Below are 15,178 nucleotides of genomic sequence, written 5' to 3'. Positions count from 1 at the left end.
GAAGACAGAAGGGGAAAGCGCCGCCTGTGGCGGCTCAGTGATTCACCACTCAACGGGAAGTTCGACGAGTCCGCGGACGAGCATCTCGCCGTGCCAGGTGAGTTTCTCCTCGGGTACGGCAAGGCGCAGTCCGGGCAGTCTGCTCGTCAGTGCCTCGAGTGCGCACTGGAGTTCCGCTCGAGCGAGTGGTGCGCCGAGGCAGAAATGCGGTCCTTGACCGAAGGCGATGTGCGGGTTGGTGGCCCGGTCGAGCACCACCTCGTCGGCGCGCTCGAATACGGTCTCGTCGCGGTTGGCGGAGGCGAGTGAATAGACGACGGCCTCTCCCGCGCGGATGGTGACGCCGCCGATCTCGATGTCCTCGGTGGCGACCCGGCTGGGCCCGACGCTGGCCCACAGGGGCACGTAACGCAGCAGTTCCTCCACCGCCGCGGGAATGAGTTCGGGCCGGGCGACGAGCAGCTCGTAGCGGCTGCGCTCGGACAGGAGGACGGTGACGTGGCCGGCGAGCTGGCTGGCGGTGGTCTCGTGGCCGCCGATGAGCATGCCGCCGGTGAGCATCAGCAGTTCGTTCTCGCTGAGCCGCTCGCCGTCGTCGTGGGCCTGGACGAGGGCGCTGAGCAGGTCGTCCTCCGGCTGCTCGCGGCGCTTGGCGACGTAGCCCCGCAGGTAGTCGGCGTACTCCTCGCACGCCTGGGCCACCTGCTCCTCGGTGTAGCGGGTGGCGGACATCAGGGCTTCGGTGAAGGCCCGGAAGACGTGCCGGTCGGAGTGCGGGATGCCGAGCATCTCGCAGATGACGGCGGTCGGCAGGGGCAGGGCGAGCTTGTCGACGAGGTCTGCGGGGCCGCCGTGGGCGACGAGTTCGTCGATCAGGCCGTGGGTGATCTCGGCGATGCGGGGGCGCAGGGCGGCGACGCGGCGGGCGGTGAAGGCGCGCGACACCATGCGGCGCAGCCTGGCGTGGGCTTCGGGCGGCATGCCCATGAGGCCGACGGAGTCGAGGGCCCGGGGGGCGGCGCGCGGCACGTCCCAGTCGGCGGCGGCGTGCATGCTCAGGCGGGGGTCGGTGGACGCCTTCTTGACGTCGGCGTGCCGGGTGAGGAGCCAGGCCTGGCCGCCGTACGGCATGGTGACGCGCACGACCGGCTCGTGGGCGCGCAGGGCGGCGAATTCGGGGTCGATCCCGAGGTCGATCCGGTCGCTGAACGGGAAGGTGCGCGGTTCCTCACCATGGGGGCAGGGCATGGCTGAATCTCCTCTGTGCGCGGACCTTGCCAGCCAACACGAGGGTCCGGCACCCTGCCCCGAAATTTCCGGTGAGTGTGTCAAGTCGCGGCGGTGCCCGGGAATTGGTGTGCGATGCGGCCGCGGAGACTATGTCAGGTCGCCCCTTGCGCCGACCTGTCGGTGGCTCGTAATTTCCGTTTGTCCGCCCCGAAAAGCTCGCCCCGAAAGGCTGCCTCGATGGCGCATATCGCCTTCTTCATTCTTCCCGCGGCAGGGCATGTGAATCCGACGCTGTCCGTGGCGCGGGAGCTCGTCGCGCGCGGGCACCGGGTGACCTACGCGCTGTCGGACAATTATGCCGAGCGGGTGCTCGCGACGGGTGCGGAGCTGCTTCCGTATCCGCTGGACGAGGACCGGTTCCTGGCCACCATGGTGCCGCAGCAGGATTCCGACGCGTACACGGACCAGGACGAGTTCGTGAACATGATGAAGTGGATGCTCGATCTCACCGAGCAGACGCTGCCGGAATTCGAGCGGCACTTCGACGAGCACCGCCCGGACGTGTTCGTGTGCGACCCGTCGTCGTTCTGGAGCGGGCACATCCTGGCGGCGAAGTGGGGCATACCGGTCATCCGTTCAACTCCGACGTACGTCGCCAACGAGCACTGGTCGCTGCACCCGCCGGTCGACCCGGCCGAGGAGCAGGCCGAGGACCCGGAGACGGGGGCCCTGTTCGGACGGATCTCCGAGCTGATGGCGGCGCAGGGCGTGGACAAGAGCATCGGCGACTTCGCGGCCGAGGTGCACTCGGGCCCGGCGCTGGTGTACCTGCCGAGGGCGTTCCAGTACGCGGGGGACACGTTCGGCGAGGAGGTCAACTTCGTCGGGCCGTGCACGAGCGCGAACAGCTTCCACGGTGACTGGGAGGCGCCGGCGAGCGGCCGTCCCCTGGTGCTGATCACCCTGGGCACGCTCTACAACAAGCAGCCGGAGTTCTTCCGTGCCTGTGTCGAGGCGTTCGCGGACGTCGAGTGGGACGTGGTGATCGCGCACGCGGGCGGTGTCACCGAGGGCGAGCTCGGCGAGGTCCCGCCGCACATCCAGGTGCACAGGTTCGTCCCGCAGGGCGCGGTGCTGCCGCACGCCGCGCTGATGATCAACCACGGTGGTACGAGCACGGTCCTCCAGTGCGTCTCCGAGAACGTGCCGGTGATCTGTGTGCCGCAGATGGCGGAGCTGCACGCCACCGCCAACCGGGCGGTCGAGCTGGGCGTGGGCGCCAAGATCCTGCGCAAGGACATCTCGCCCGAGCTGATCCGCGAGACCGCCCTGTCGGTCGTCGCCGACGACGCGATCCGGGCCGGTGTGGCGCGACTGCGCCGTGAGATCGAGGCCGCGGGCGGTCCGGCGGCCGCCGCGGATGCGGTCGAGGCCCTGCTCACGCCCGTCGCCCCGTAGCAAGGACGCCCATCGCGCCCGGCACGCTCCGAGGCGTTCGGGGGCCTCGGGCCTCCGGGGCAGCCAGGCCGCCGGGGGCCACCGGAGCCAGGGCCACCCAGGTCTCCGGACCACCGGGGCGCCCAAGGCCACCGGGCACCACCCGGAGCCACCGGGCACCACCCGGGGCCGCCCGGGGCCACCCGGGGCCACCGGGCACCACCCGGAGCCACCCGGGGGCGGCAACGGCCCTCGCGTCCAGAGGCGTCGCGGCTCTCGGGCCGTAACGCCCCGCGGACCTCGCGCTCCTCGGCCCCGGGCCGCCGGCGCGGCACCCGCCGCGTCCCGGCACGGCGCCCCCGGGGCGCCCCGAGGCGACACCCCGGCCCCACGCACCAGCCACCAGCCCTCCTCCTCCCGCTCCCGAAGGAAGCCGAGATGACGACACAGACCGTCGAAGCCGCCGAGGCCGCCGAAGCCGCCGCCGAGCCCGTCCAGGACGAGACGCCGCCGCACCCGCTGGCGCAGCCCGAGGGCGCCGGTGCCCGGGAGCTGCTGGAGTGGTTCGCCCGGGCGCGCGCCGAAGCTCCGGTGTTCTACGACTCGACGCGGTTCGCCTGGCAGGTGTTCCGCTACGAGGACTACCTGACCGTCTCCACCAACCCCCAGCTCTTCTCCTCCGACTTCTCGCCGGTCTTCCCGGTTCCGGAGGAGCTGAAGCTGCTGATGGGGCCGGGCACCTTCGGCGGGATCGACCCGCCCCGGCACGGCCCGCTGCGCAAGCTGGTCAGCCAGGCGTTCACGCCGCGCCGCATGCAGAAGCTGGAGCCGCGCATCGAGGAGATCACCCGCGACCTGCTGGACGCCCTGGGCGACCGGACCGAGATCGACGTCGTCAAGGACCTGGCGTACCCGCTGCCGGTGACGATGATCGCCGAGCTGCTCGGAGTGCCGGCCGAGGACCAGGACCTGTTCCGCGAGTGGGTCGACGTGATCCTCAACAACGAGGGCATGGAGTACCCGAACCTCCCCGACGACTTCGCGGAGACGATGGGCCCGGCCATCAAGGAGTGGGCGGCCTACCTGTACGCGAAGATCGCCGAGAAGCGCGAGAAGCCGGCCGACGACCTGATGAGCGGCCTGATCGAGTCGGAGGTGGAGGGCCGCAGGCTCACCGACGAGGAGATCGTCAACATCGTCGCGCTGCTGCTGACGGCGGGCCACATCTCCAGCGCCACCCTGCTGAGCAACCTCTTCCTCGTCCTGGACGAGAACCCGCGGGCCCTCGCGGACCTGCGGGCGGACCGTTCGCTGATCCCGGGCGCGATCGAGGAGACGCTGCGCTACCGCAGCCCGTTCAACAACATCTTCCGGCTGGTCAAGGAGGACACGGAGATCCTCGGCCACCCCATGAAGGCCGGCCAGATGGTCATCGCCTGGAGCCAGTCGGCCAACCGCGACGCCGAGCAGTTCCCCGACCCGGACGTCTTCGACATCCGGCGCGAGGCGAACAAGCACATGGCGTTCGGCCACGGCATCCACCACTGCCTCGGCGCGTTCCTGGCCCGGATGGAGGCGAAGGTCTTCCTGAACCTCGCCCTGGACCGCTTCGCGTCGTACGAGATCCACCACGACAAGGTGGAGTTCTACGAGGCCGACCAGCTCACGGCCCGCCACCTGCCCGTGCGCGTCGTGCGTAGCTGAAGGACCGTCATGTCAACAGCGACCACCACCGGGACGACCGCGACGGCAGTGGGCCGGATCAAGCCCTGCCGCCTGATCGATCTGGAACAGCACAAGGACGAGCGGGGGAGCCTGTCCGTCGTCGAGTCGGAGTGGACCGCCGGATTCAAGATCGAGCGCGTCTACTACCTGCACGACCTCGACGTCGGCTCCTCGCGCGGCGCGCACGCCCACCGCGAGCTGGAGCAGCTCATCATCGCCGTGCACGGCAGCTTCACGCTGACGATCGACGACGGCCGGACGCGTCAGGCCATCCGGCTGGACCGTCCGGGCACCGGGCTGTACGTGGGGCCGATGGTCTGGCGGAACCTGAGCGACTTCTCCGCCGGCGCGGTCGGACTGGTCCTGGCGTCCTGCCACTACGACGAGAGCGACTACTACCGCGACTACGACTCGTTCCTGCGTGACGCGGAGGGCCTGCTGTGAGCACCGCCACGGCCCCCCACGCCGCGCCCCGCGTCCCCTCCCGCGTCGCCTTCCACGACCTGCGCGACCTGCACGCGGCGGACGAGGTGCGCCACGACGTCGAGGCCGCGCTGCTGCGGGTCGCCGCCTCCGGCCGCTACCTGCTGGGACCCGAACTCGAAGCGTTCGAGGCGGCGTTCGCCGCCTACTGCGGCGCCTCGCACTGCGTGGGCACCGGCACCGGGCTGGCCGCCCTGGAGCTGACGCTGCGGGCGCTCGGGGTCGGCCCGGGCGACGAGGTCGTGGTGCCCGGCCACACGTTCATCGCGACGTGGCTGGCCGTCTCCGCGGTCGGCGCCCGGCCCGTGCCGGTGGAGCCGGCCCCCGGGACGTTCCTGATCGACCCGGACCGGATCGACGCGGCCTGCACCCCGCGCACCAGGGCGATCATGCCGGTGCACACCTACGGCCACCCGGTCGACCTGGACGCCGTGACGGAGGTCGCCGCCCGGCGGGGCCTGTACGTCGTGGAGGACGCGGCGCAGGCGCACGGCGCCCGCTACCGGGGCCGGAGGATCGGATCCGGGTACGCGGCGGCGTTCAGCTTCTACCCGGGCAAGAACCTCGGGGCGCTCGGCGACGGCGGCGCCGTCGTCACCAACGACCCCGAACTCGCCGCCCGTATCCGGCTGCTGGGCAACTACGGCTCACGCCGGAAGTACGAGCACGAGGAGCTGGGCACCAACTCCCGGCTCGCCGAGATGCAGGCCGCGGTCCTCGCCGTCAAGCTGCCGCTGCTCGACGCCTGGAACGCCCGCCGCGCGCGGGTCGCCCGCCGCTACACCGAGGAGCTGGCCGGGCTGCCCGGCCTGACCCTGCCGGCCGTCGAGACGTGGGCGCGGCCGGTGTGGCACCAGTACGTGGTCCGGGCCGGCGACCGGGACGCGCTCCAGCGGGCGCTGGCCGCCGCCGGGGTCGAGACCCTGGTGCACTACCCGGTCCCGGTGCACCGCTCCCCCGCGTACGCGGGCACCCACGACGGGGCCCTGCCGCAGTGCGAGCGGCTGGCGGCGGAGGTCCTGAGCCTGCCGATGGGGCCGCAGTTGTCCGACGACGACGTGGCGAGTGTCATCGCCGCGGTCCGTGACGCTTTGGAGGCCACCCGATGAACCAGCCCACGCCCCTCGCGCCGGCCAGGCCCCCGCGGCGGCCGATGAAGGGCATCGTCCTGGCGGGCGGCAGCGGCACCCGGCTGCGTCCGCTGACGGGCACGCTGTCCAAGCAGATCCTGCCCGTCTACGACAAGCCCATGATCTACTACCCGCTGTCGGTGCTGATGCTGGCGGGCATCCGGGATATCCAGCTCATCGCCGCCAAGGACCACCTGGAGATGTTCCGTTCCCTGCTGGGCGACGGTTCACGGCTCGGCATCAGCCTGGACTACGCCGAGCAGGACGAACCCCGCGGCATCGCGGAGGCGTTCCTGATCGGCGAGGAGCACATCGGCGACGGCCCGGTGACCCTGATCCTCGGCGACAACGTCTTCCACGGCCCCGGCTTCTCCACCCTCCTCGCCACGGCCATGGACCGGCTGGACGGCTGCGAGCTGTTCGGCTACCCGGTGCAGGACCCGCAGCGCTACGGGGTGGCCGAGATCGACGCGTCCGGCCGTCTGGTGTCGCTGGCGGAGAAGCCCCGCCGGCCGCGTTCCAACCTCGCCGTCACGGGCCTGTACATGTACGACAGCGACGTGGTGGAGATCGCCCGCGGCCTGACCCCGTCGGCGCGCGGCGAGCTGGAGATCACCGACATCAACAACGCCTACCTGGCCCAGGGCCGGGCCAGGCTCAACGAGCTGGGCCGCGGCTTCGCCTGGCTGGACATGGGCACCCACGACTCGCTCCTCCAGGCCGGGCAGTACGTCCAGCTCCTGGAGCAGCGCCAGGGCGAGCGGATCGCGTGCGTGGAGGAGATCGCGCTGCGCATGGGGTTCATCACGCCCGACCAGGCGTACGCGCTCGGTGCCGAGCTCGGCTCGTCCAGCTACGGCCAGTACGTGATGGACATGGCCCGGCGCGCGCCGGCCCTCGCCTCCCCCGCCGCCTAGCCACCCCCACCTCTCGAAGAAGGGCCTCGTCACAATGCGCGTGCTGGTGACCGGAGGTGCGGGCTTCATCGGCTCCCACTTCGTCCGACAGTTGCTGACCGGTGCGTACCCCGATCTGGCCGGTGCCCGCACGGTGGTGCTGGACAAGCTCACCTACGCGGGCAACCGGGCCAACCTGGCGCCCGTGGCGCACGATCCACGGCTCGAGTTCGTGCACGGCGACATCTGCGACGCGCCGCTGGTGGCGCGCCTGACGCGGGGCGCGGACCTGGTCGTCCACTTCGCCGCGGAGTCGCACGTCGACCGTTCCATCGAGGACGCCTCCGCCTTCGTACGCACCAATGTGCTCGGTACGCAGACGCTGCTGCACGCGGCGGCGGCGGCCGGCGTGGACCGCTTCGTGCACGTGTCGACAGACGAGGTGTACGGGTCGATCGAGGAGGGCTCCTGGCCGGAGGACCACCCGCTTCGGCCCAACTCGCCGTACTCGGCGTCCAAGGCGTCCTCCGACCTGCTGGCGCTGGCCTTCCACCGCACCCACGGCCTGGACGTGCGGGTGACGCGCTGCTCCAACAACTACGGCCCCTACCAGTACCCGGAGAAGGTGATCCCGCTCTTCACCACGAACCTGATCGACGGGATACCGGTACCCCTGTACGGGGACGGCGGCAACAGCCGCGACTGGCTGCACGTGGACGACCACTGCCGGGGCATCGCGCTGGTCGCCGTCAAGGGCCGGGCCGGCGAGGTGTACAACATCGGCGGCGGCACCGAGCTGACCAACCGGGAGCTGACCGACAGGCTGCTGGAGCTGACCGGCCGGGACGCCGGCTGGGTGCGGCCGGCGGCCGACCGTGCCGCCCACGACCGGCGCTACTCGGTGGACATCGGCAAGATCCGTGCCGAACTCGGCTACGAGCCGCTCGTCCCCTTCGAGGAGGGGCTCGCCGAGACCGTGCGGTGGTACCGCGACAACCGCGCGTGGTGGGAGCCGCTGAAGGCGGTGGGCGCCGATGCGCGTCGATGAGACGAACCTGCCCGGCACCTTCCGCGTGGTGCCCGACAAACTGGCCGACGACCGGGGCCACTTCTACGAGGCCGCCAGGTACTCCGAGCTGACCGCGGCCACCGGCCTGGAGTTCACCGTCCGCCAGGTCAACAACTCCGTCTCCCGGCGGGGCACCCTGCGCGGTGTGCACTGCAACGACGTCCCCGGCGACGGCAGCAAGCTGGTGACGTGCGTGCGCGGCTCGATCCTCGACTTCATGGTCGACCTGCGGGTGGGCTCGCCGACGTTCGGCCGGTACGCCATGACCCGGCTGGACGCCTCCTCGGGCATCGCGCTGTACATGCCGGGCAGCATCGGCCACGCGTTCCTGGCCCTGGAGGACGGGACCTGCGTCAACTACCTGCTGTCCGCCGAGTACGTACCCGGCGCGATGGTCGACGTCGACGCGTTCGACCCGGACCTGGCGCTGCCGTGGGAGCCGGCCGGACCGGTGCTGCGCTCCGCGAAGGACGAGGCCGCACCGTCCCTCGCCGAGGCCCTCGCCTCGGGCCGTCTGCCCCGCCACCCCGCGGTGCCCGCCGTTCCTCACCTCGCAAGGAGCTGAACCGACCGTGACCGCCTCCACCCAGACGCGCGCACCCGATACGGCCGAGGCCGAAGCAGCCGCCTGGCTGCGCCGCTACCGGCCCGACGACAGCGCCGCCGTCCGCCTGTTCTGCTTCCCGCACGCGGGCGGCTCGGCCACCGCGTACCTGCCCTTCGCCCGCCGGTTCGGCCCCTCGGTGGAGGTGGTCGCGGTGCAGTACCCGGGCCGCCAGGACCGCCGCCACGAGCCGTTCCTGGAGTCCGTCGAGGAGCTGGTCGACGCGGTGGTGCCGGTGTTGCGCGAGTGGACCGGCCGGCCCTACGCGCTGTTCGGGCACAGCATGGGCGCCACCCTCGCCTACGAGACGGCCCGCCGGCTGGTCGCGGAGGGCACCGAGCCGCCGGCGCACCTGTTCGTCTCCGGCCGCCGCTCCCCGACCGTCCCGCGCCGGGACACGGTCCACCTCCTCGACGACGCCGGGCTGCTCGCCGAGGTCGCGCGGCTCCAGGGCACCGACGCCGGCCTGCTCCAGGACGAGGAGCTGCTGCGCATGGTCCTGCCGCCGCTGCGCAACGACTACCGGGTGGCCGGGCGCTACCGGCACCTGGCCGGGCCCGCGCTCACCGTCCCGCTGACCGTGATCACCGGTGACAGCGACCCGAACGTGCCGGTCGGCGACGCGCACGCCTGGCAGGCGGTCGCCCACGGCCCCACCGCGCTGCACGTCCTGCCCGGCGGCCACTTCTACCTCAACGACCAGCAGGACGCCGTGTGCCGCATCGTGGAGGAGGCGCTCGGCCATGCTCGTTGACACCGTCGCACCGGCCGCCGGGACCGGGGCGCGGCCCGCGGCCGACCGCGTCCCGACCGCCCGCCGGCTGCTCGCCTCCGCCCGGACCCCCGACAGCACGGCGATGCCGCTGGACCGGGTCGTGCCCTGGCTCGCCGAACGCGCCCGCGTGGGACGCTTCCAGGTGCGTCCGGTGCCGTTCGCGGACCTGCGCGGCTGGTACTTCGACCGCGAGGACGGCAACCTGCGCCACGAGTCGGGCCGGTTCTTCTCCGTGGAGGGGCTGCACGTACGGACCGACCACACCGGCGGCGACGGCTGGCGCCAGCCGATCATCGTGCAGCCGGAGATCGGGCTGCTCGGCATCGTGGCCCGGGAGATCGACGGCGTACTGCACTTCCTGATGCAGGCCAAGATGGAGCCCGGCAACATCAACACGATGCAGCTCTCGCCCACCGTGCAGGCCACCCGCTCCAACTTCACCGGCGTGCACCGCGGGCGCCCGATACCGTACCTCGACCTGTTCCTGGACCGCGGCCGCTCCCGGGTGCTCGTGGACGTGCTCCAGTCCGAGCAGGCCGACTGGTTCCTGTCCAAGCGCAACCGCAACATGATCGTGGAGATCGACCCGGACGACGACATCGAGACCGGCGAGGACTTCCGGTGGCTCACCTTCGGCCAGCTCCGGGCCCTGCTGTCGCAGGACAACGTCGTGAACATGGACTCGCGTTCGATCCTCGCCTGCCTGCCGACGGCGGGCGCGGAGCCCGGGCCGCTCGCCGGTGACGTGATGCGTTCCTTCTACGATCCGCACGCGCTGCCGCTGCACTCCCCCTCCGAGTTCGGGAGCTGGTTCACCGGAGTGCGGGCGCTGCGCGAGCTGGTGCGGCGCCGGGTGCCGCTGGACGAGGTCGCCGCCGACGGCTGGCGGCGCACGGACGAGGAGATCGCGCACGGCAGCGGCCGCCGCTTCCGGGTCATGGGCGCCGACATCACCGCCAGCAACCGCGAGGTGGCCTCCTGGTCCCAGCCGCTGATCCAGCCGCAGGTGCCCGGCCTGATGGCCCTGCTGGTCAAGCGGATCGGCGGCACGCTGCACGCCCTGGTCCAGGCGCGGGTCGACGTCGGGACGCTCAACGTCGCCGAGCTCGCGCCGACGGTGCACTGCCGCCCCGCCGACCACATCGGGCCGGAGGCCGAGCCCGCGCCGCCGTACTTCGCCGACGCGCTCGACGCGCCCGCCGGGCGGGTGCTGTACGACGCGATGCAGTCGGAGGAGGGAGGCCGCTTCTACCACGCGCAGAACCGGTACACCATCGTCCGCGTCCCCGACGGCTTCCCCGAGCAGACCCCCGAGGACTACATGTGGCTGACGCTGGCCCAGCTCACCGACCTCCTGGCGCACAGCAACTACGTCAACGTCGAGCTGCGCACGCTCCTGGTGTGCGCCCACACGCTGTACTGATGGACGTGCGCATCGGCGTCCTCGGCTGCGGCGACATCGCGGCGCGCCGCACCCTGCCCGCGCTGGCCCGCACTCCCGGCCTGCGGCTCGCCTGTGTGGCCAGCCGCAGCCGGGAGCGGGCGGAGGACTTCGCGGCCCGCTTCGGCGGGGTGCCCCTCGGCTCGTACGACGAGCTGCTGGCGCGCACCGACGTGGACGCGGTCTATGTGTGCCTGCCGACGCTGCTGCACGCCCACTGGGCCGGAAAGGCGCTGCGGGCGGGGCTGCACGTCCTGGTCGAGAAGCCGCTGGCGACGTGCGAGGACGACGCGCGGCGGCTGTTCGCGCTCGCACGGGAACGGGGGCTGGTGCTGCGGGAGAACTTCATGTTCCTGCACCACGCCCGGCACCGGCGCGAGGCCGGTCTGCTCGGGTCCGGCGTACTGGGCCGGGTGCGGGCCCTGTCCGCCGCCTTCACCATCCCGCCCCGGCCCGACGGGGACAACCGCTACGACCCCGCCCTCGGCGGCGGGGCCCTGTTCGACAACGGCGTCTACCCGCTGCGCGCGGCCCTGCGGTTCCTCGGCACCGACCTGACCGTCGCCGGCGCCGTGCTGCGCACCGACGAGCGGTACGGCGTCGACGTGTCGGGAGCGGTCCTGCTCATGACGCCGGACGGGACGAGCGCGCAGCTCCGCTTCGGCATGGAGCACCACTACCGGTCGTGGTACGAGATCCAGGGCAGTGCGGGGACGCTCGCCACCGACCACGTCTTCACGACGGCCCCCGGGCACGAGCCGCTGCTGAGGCTGTCGGTGGGGCAGGACGACTCGGAGATCCGTGTCCCGGCCGAGGACCACTTCGTCGCGGCCCTCGGCTCCTTCCGGGACGGTGTCCTGGGCGCCGATCTGCCCGTGCTGGAGCGGGAGTCACTGGCCCAGGCGCGGCTCCTCGACGAGATCCGCGCCCGGGCCGTCACGGTCACGCGCTGACCGGGGCGCCTGCTTCCAGGTGCAGCCGGGAGCCCTCGAAGGCGCGGCGGATGCGCCGGTCGTGGGTGACGATCGCCACGGCGCCCGCGTACCCGTCGAGCGCCGCCTCCAGCTCCTCGACGAGCAGCGGGGAGAGGTGGTTCGTCGGTTCGTCGAGCAGCAGCAGGTCGGCGGGGCGGGTCACCAGGCGCGCCAGTTCGATGCGGCGGCGCTGCCCGACGGACAGCTCGCCGACGGGCAGGTGGAGCTGGTTCTCCCGGAACAGCCCGAGCGCCAGGAGCTGCTCGGCGTACTCGTCGGGGTGGCCGGGCCGCCCGGCGGCGAACTCGGCGAGTACGGTGCGCCGGGGGTGCTCCACGGTCTCGTCCTGGCGGAGGAACCCGATGCGCTCGGCGCGCCGGACGGTTCCGTCGTCGGGTGCCAGCTCGCCGGCGAGGACCCGCAGCAGGGTCGACTTCCCCGCCCCGTTGGGGCCGGTGACCAGGAGGCGCTCGCCTGGGGCGATGCGCAGGGCGTCCAGGTGCAGGCGGGTGCCGACGCGGACGCCGCGCAGCTCGGTCAGGGGCTCGCCCCCGGGTGCGGTGCCGGCCTCGATGGAGGCGGTGAAGCGCAGCGGCTCGGGGGGCCTCGGCACCGGGTTCTCGCGGAGCCTGCGCAGCCGCTCGTTGGCGTTGCGGGCCCGGCCGGAGGTGGCGGTGGACGAGGAGCGCGCCCGGTGGTGGCCGTTGCCGCTGAAGGCCCAGGGGCCCTTGCGGGAGATGGTGTCGAGCATGCGCCCGGCGTTCTCGGCGAGCTTCTCCTGGCGGGCGATCTCGGCGAGGTGCTCCTCGTACTCGCGCTCCCAGCGGGCCCGGGCGGCGGCCTTGGCGTCGAGGTAGCCCTGGTAGCCGTTGCCGTACCGGTTGACGGTGCGGCGGTCGGGGTCGACCTCCAGGATCGTCGAGGTCACCGCCTCCAGGAAGGCCCGGTCGTGGGTGATGACGACGACGGTGCCCCGGTGGTCGCGCAGCCGCTTCTCCAGCCAGTCCACGGCCGCGTCGTCCAGGTCGTTCGTCGGCTCGTCCAGCAGCAGCAGCTCCGGCGACGCGGCGAGGGTCGCGGCGAGCGCCAGCCGGGACAGTTCGCCGCCGGAGAGGGTGTCCAGGCGCCGGTCGCGGTCCAGGCCGGGCAGGCCCAGACCGTGCAGGGAGGCGTCGGTGCGCGCGTCGGCCTGGTAGCCGCCGCGCTCCTCGAACTCGGCCAGCAGGTCACCGTACTCGCCGAGCTCCCCGGCGCCGGACGCGTCGGTCAGGGCGGCCTCCGCGGCCCTCATCCGCCGCTCCAGGTCCCGCAGGTCCGCGAAGGCCCGGTCGAGCACGTCGCGCACGGTGCCGTCCGACGGCAGGTCCAGCCGCTGGGCGAGGTAGCCGGTGCCGCCGGGCGCGCGCACCGTCAGCTCGCCGTTGTCGGGCTTCTCCAGACCGGCGATGAGCCGCAGCAGTGTCGACTTGCCGGAGCCGTTGTCGCCGATCACCCCCGCCTTCTCCCCCGGCCGGACGGTGAAGGACACCCGTTCCAGGACCATGTGCTCGCCGTAGTGCTTGGTGACCTCGTCCAGGGCGAGCTGGGAGTGGGGGGTGGTCATGGAGCCTCCTGGATGTGGCACGGCACAGTCTGTGTACGCATCTGTGTACGCACCTTCACGTCGCCCGGCGGCGAAAGGCAAGTCCGCGCGGACGCCCGTGAGTTGTCCTCGACCGGTTTTCGAGCGTCCCTGGACCGCCGCGCCGCTAGCGCGCGGCGGGCGCGGAGAGCTTGCGCGCGACGAAGGCGTCGATGGCCGCGATGGACTGGAAGTGATCGAGTTCCAGGTCCTCCTCCTCGACGGTGACGCCGAACTCGTGCTCCACGAAGGAGACGAGCTGCATCGCGAACATCGAGCTGACGAACCCGAGCGCGAAGAGGTCGTCGTCGTCCTTCAGGTCCGTCACCGGGAAGAAGCGGGACAGGTACGCCGCGGTCCTCGCCCTGGTCTGCGGGTTCACCGGGTCGCTCCGTCCCCGGCGGCCCGGCGGGTGTCGATGGCCTCCGCCATGCGCGCGATGGTGGGCCACTCGTACACCTGGCGCAGTGTCATCCCGACGCCGAAGGTCTCCTCCACCCGCCGGATCAGCCGGGTGGCGAGCAGCGAGTCGCCGCCGGCGCCGAAGAAGCCGGCGTCGCGGGGCAGCCGCTCGATCCTCAGCAGCTCCGCCCACAGGACGTGCAGCGCGCGTTCGGTGGGGGTGGCGGGCTCGCCGGCGCCCCGGGGGCCGGGGTCCGGTGCGGCGGCGGGGAAGCGGGCCCAGTCGATGTCGGCGCCCGCGAGCCACAGCCGGCCCAGCGCCTCCAGGGCCGCGGCCGAGTCGGAGCCGCTCCGGTGCGGCGGGCGCATGGTGGCGACGACGGTGCCGGCCGCGCCGCCCGGGGCCCGGCCGGGGCCGGCCTCCAGCAGCAGGTGCGCCGGGTCGGGGACGGCGGGCGTGGCGCCGCGCGGCGGGGCGCCACGGGCGACCAGGGCCAGGGCGTCCGGCAGGGACAGCACCCCGGCGAGGGTGGCCGCGACGTACTCGCCGGTGCCGTGTCCGGTCATGGCGGAGGGCCGGGCCCCCCACGACTGCCAGAGCCGGGCCAGGGCGTACTCGACGACGAACAGCGCCGGGTGGGCGAGCCCGGTGGTGCCGAGCGGGCGCTCGCCGCGCCCGCGCCGCCCGGGCTCCGGGTCGGGGAAGACGACCTCCCTGATGTCCAGGCCCAGTTCGGGTGCGAGCAGCCGCGCACACCGGTCGAGCGCGGCGCGGAAGACCGGGAAGTCGCGGTACAGGTCGCGGCCCATGTCGGGGTGGTGGCCGCCGGGGCCGGGGAAGAAGAAGGCGACCGGCACCGGGCCACCGGCGGGCACACGGGCGACAGCGAGTCCTCTCGCGCGGCCGCCGCCGGCCACCACGGCTCCCCGGTACCGGCCATCCGCACCGAGGGCGCGGATGCGCACGGGGACGTCCTCCTGGCCGAAGGCGCCGGTCAAGTGCGTCGTCAGGGCCGCCATCCGGGCTTCGGCGGACGGGCGGTCGCCCGCCTCGAACAGGCTCAGGTGCCACAGGACCGGCCCGGAGGCGCCGAGCCCCGCTGTCCCGCTGTCCCGGGCGGTGATGGTCGTCGCGCTCATGCCGCTCCTCGCAATCTCGGCCGGCCGCACAGGGGCGTCGTCCGCCCAGGCTGACGGCCACCCCTGGAGCCGTGGCGGAGCGGTGCCGGAGCCCTGGCGGCCGCCCCGGGTCACAGCATGCGGATCGCCGACTCGGCGTGGCGTTTGGCCAGTTCCAGGGTGGTGGTGGAGTTGCGGCCGAGTGCTTGGCGTATGTAGCGGCGGGCGTGTTCGAGGGTGGCGTCCTGGCCGAGGATGCGTGTGATGTTTTC

Annotated in this window: 14 protein-coding genes; 10 read left to right on the top strand and 4 right to left on the bottom strand. The window is 72.7% G+C overall.

The annotated features are described in order from the left end of the window. Nucleotides 1–42: 42 nt before the first annotated feature. Entirely contained in the window at nucleotides 43–1,248 is a 1,206-nt protein-coding gene (locus AB0J57_RS33220; protein WP_366132120.1) for a cytochrome P450, read from the bottom strand. Between the two features lie 219 nt (nucleotides 1,249–1,467). Here AB0J57_RS33220 and AB0J57_RS33215 point away from each other — a divergent pair, with 219 nt between their 5' ends. The 10 genes from AB0J57_RS33215 (at nucleotide 1,468) to AB0J57_RS33170 (ending at nucleotide 11,743) form a co-directional block, all read left to right on the top strand. Next, on the top strand, nucleotides 1,468–2,688 hold the full coding sequence (locus AB0J57_RS33215) for a macrolide family glycosyltransferase (protein WP_366132119.1): 1,221 nt from the start codon (nucleotides 1,468–1,470) through the stop codon (nucleotides 2,686–2,688). Between the two features lie 417 nt (nucleotides 2,689–3,105). Then, nucleotides 3,106–4,371, top strand: a complete 1,266-nt coding sequence (locus AB0J57_RS33210; RefSeq protein ID WP_366132118.1) for a cytochrome P450 — start codon at nucleotides 3,106–3,108, stop codon at nucleotides 4,369–4,371. Nucleotides 4,372–4,380: 9 nt separating this feature from the next. Continuing rightward, nucleotides 4,381–4,836 (top strand): FdtA/QdtA family cupin domain-containing protein, encoded by a 456-nt coding sequence (locus AB0J57_RS33205; RefSeq protein ID WP_366132117.1) that lies wholly within the window; start codon nucleotides 4,381–4,383, stop codon nucleotides 4,834–4,836. Next, complete coding sequence (locus AB0J57_RS33200) at nucleotides 4,833–5,984, top strand: DegT/DnrJ/EryC1/StrS family aminotransferase (RefSeq protein ID WP_366132116.1); 1,152 nt, start codon at nucleotides 4,833–4,835, stop codon at nucleotides 5,982–5,984. Before AB0J57_RS33205 ends, AB0J57_RS33200 begins: the two co-directional genes overlap by 4 nt. A 44-nt stretch (nucleotides 5,985–6,028) precedes the next feature. After that, a complete protein-coding gene (gene rfbA / locus AB0J57_RS33195; RefSeq protein WP_366132147.1) occupies nucleotides 6,029–6,922 on the top strand; it encodes a glucose-1-phosphate thymidylyltransferase RfbA in 894 nt (297 codons plus the stop codon). Nucleotides 6,923–6,956: 34 nt separating this feature from the next. Then, nucleotides 6,957–7,949 (top strand): dTDP-glucose 4,6-dehydratase, encoded by a 993-nt coding sequence (rfbB, locus tag AB0J57_RS33190; protein WP_366132115.1) that lies wholly within the window; start codon nucleotides 6,957–6,959, stop codon nucleotides 7,947–7,949. Continuing rightward, on the top strand, nucleotides 7,936–8,535 hold the full coding sequence (locus AB0J57_RS33185) for a dTDP-4-dehydrorhamnose 3,5-epimerase family protein (protein ID WP_366132114.1): 600 nt from the start codon (nucleotides 7,936–7,938) through the stop codon (nucleotides 8,533–8,535). The genes rfbB and AB0J57_RS33185 overlap by 14 nt, the downstream gene beginning before the upstream one ends. A gap of 7 nt (nucleotides 8,536–8,542) precedes the next feature. Then, complete coding sequence (locus AB0J57_RS33180) at nucleotides 8,543–9,328, top strand: alpha/beta fold hydrolase (RefSeq protein ID WP_366132112.1); 786 nt, start codon at nucleotides 8,543–8,545, stop codon at nucleotides 9,326–9,328. Beyond that, nucleotides 9,318–10,772 carry an NDP-hexose 2,3-dehydratase family protein gene (locus tag AB0J57_RS33175; RefSeq protein ID WP_366132111.1) on the top strand — a complete coding sequence of 485 codons (1,455 nt, stop codon included), beginning with the start codon at nucleotides 9,318–9,320 and terminating at the stop codon, nucleotides 10,770–10,772. Before AB0J57_RS33180 ends, AB0J57_RS33175 begins: the two co-directional genes overlap by 11 nt. Continuing rightward, nucleotides 10,772–11,743 (top strand): Gfo/Idh/MocA family oxidoreductase, encoded by a 972-nt coding sequence (locus tag AB0J57_RS33170; protein ID WP_366132110.1) that lies wholly within the window; start codon nucleotides 10,772–10,774, stop codon nucleotides 11,741–11,743. Before AB0J57_RS33175 ends, AB0J57_RS33170 begins: the two co-directional genes overlap by 1 nt. Here the strand turns inward: AB0J57_RS33170 and abc-f are convergent. From abc-f to AB0J57_RS33155, 3 genes are all read right to left on the bottom strand, one after another. Further along, nucleotides 11,733–13,367, bottom strand: a complete 1,635-nt coding sequence (abc-f, locus tag AB0J57_RS33165) for a ribosomal protection-like ABC-F family protein (protein ID WP_366132109.1) — start codon at nucleotides 13,365–13,367, stop codon at nucleotides 11,733–11,735. The genes AB0J57_RS33170 and abc-f overlap by 11 nt on opposite strands. 145 nt (nucleotides 13,368–13,512) lie before the next feature. After that, a complete protein-coding gene (locus tag AB0J57_RS33160) occupies nucleotides 13,513–13,767 on the bottom strand; it encodes a phosphopantetheine-binding protein (RefSeq protein WP_366132108.1) in 255 nt (84 codons plus the stop codon). Then, nucleotides 13,764–14,927 carry an acyltransferase domain-containing protein gene (locus tag AB0J57_RS33155; RefSeq protein ID WP_366132107.1) on the bottom strand — a complete coding sequence of 388 codons (1,164 nt, stop codon included), beginning with the start codon at nucleotides 14,925–14,927 and terminating at the stop codon, nucleotides 13,764–13,766. The genes AB0J57_RS33160 and AB0J57_RS33155 overlap by 4 nt, the downstream gene beginning before the upstream one ends. Nucleotides 14,928–15,178 lie beyond the last annotated feature (251 nt).

Origin of the sequence: Streptomyces sp. NPDC049837, assembly GCF_040674455.1 — a bacterium.
Taxonomy (GTDB): Bacteria; Actinomycetota; Actinomycetes; order Streptomycetales; family Streptomycetaceae; genus Streptomyces.
The sequence above is the reverse complement of the archived record's forward strand: the minus strand, read 5'-3'. Positions and strand labels throughout refer to the sequence as shown.

Excerpts from the sequence above, each read along its gene's own strand:
- rfbB (WP_366132115.1), top strand. The coding sequence starts at position 6,957 with ATGCGCGTGCTGGTGACCGGAGGTGCGGGCTTCATCGGCTCCCACTTC.
- AB0J57_RS33220 (WP_366132120.1), bottom strand. The coding sequence starts at position 1,248 with ATGCCCTGCCCCCATGGTGAGGAACCGCGCACCTTCCCGTTCAGCGAC.
- AB0J57_RS33215 (WP_366132119.1), top strand. The coding sequence starts at position 1,468 with ATGGCGCATATCGCCTTCTTCATTCTTCCCGCGGCAGGGCATGTGAAT.
- abc-f (WP_366132109.1), bottom strand. The coding sequence starts at position 13,367 with ATGACCACCCCCCACTCCCAGCTCGCCCTGGACGAGGTCACCAAGCAC.
- AB0J57_RS33170 (WP_366132110.1), top strand. The coding sequence starts at position 10,772 with ATGGACGTGCGCATCGGCGTCCTCGGCTGCGGCGACATCGCGGCGCGC.
- rfbA (WP_366132147.1), top strand. The coding sequence starts at position 6,029 with ATGAAGGGCATCGTCCTGGCGGGCGGCAGCGGCACCCGGCTGCGTCCG.
- AB0J57_RS33155 (WP_366132107.1), bottom strand. The coding sequence starts at position 14,927 with ATGAGCGCGACGACCATCACCGCCCGGGACAGCGGGACAGCGGGGCTC.
- AB0J57_RS33185 (WP_366132114.1), top strand. The coding sequence starts at position 7,936 with ATGCGCGTCGATGAGACGAACCTGCCCGGCACCTTCCGCGTGGTGCCC.
- AB0J57_RS33210 (WP_366132118.1), top strand. The coding sequence starts at position 3,106 with ATGACGACACAGACCGTCGAAGCCGCCGAGGCCGCCGAAGCCGCCGCC.
- AB0J57_RS33205 (WP_366132117.1), top strand. The coding sequence starts at position 4,381 with ATGTCAACAGCGACCACCACCGGGACGACCGCGACGGCAGTGGGCCGG.
- AB0J57_RS33175 (WP_366132111.1), top strand. The coding sequence starts at position 9,318 with ATGCTCGTTGACACCGTCGCACCGGCCGCCGGGACCGGGGCGCGGCCC.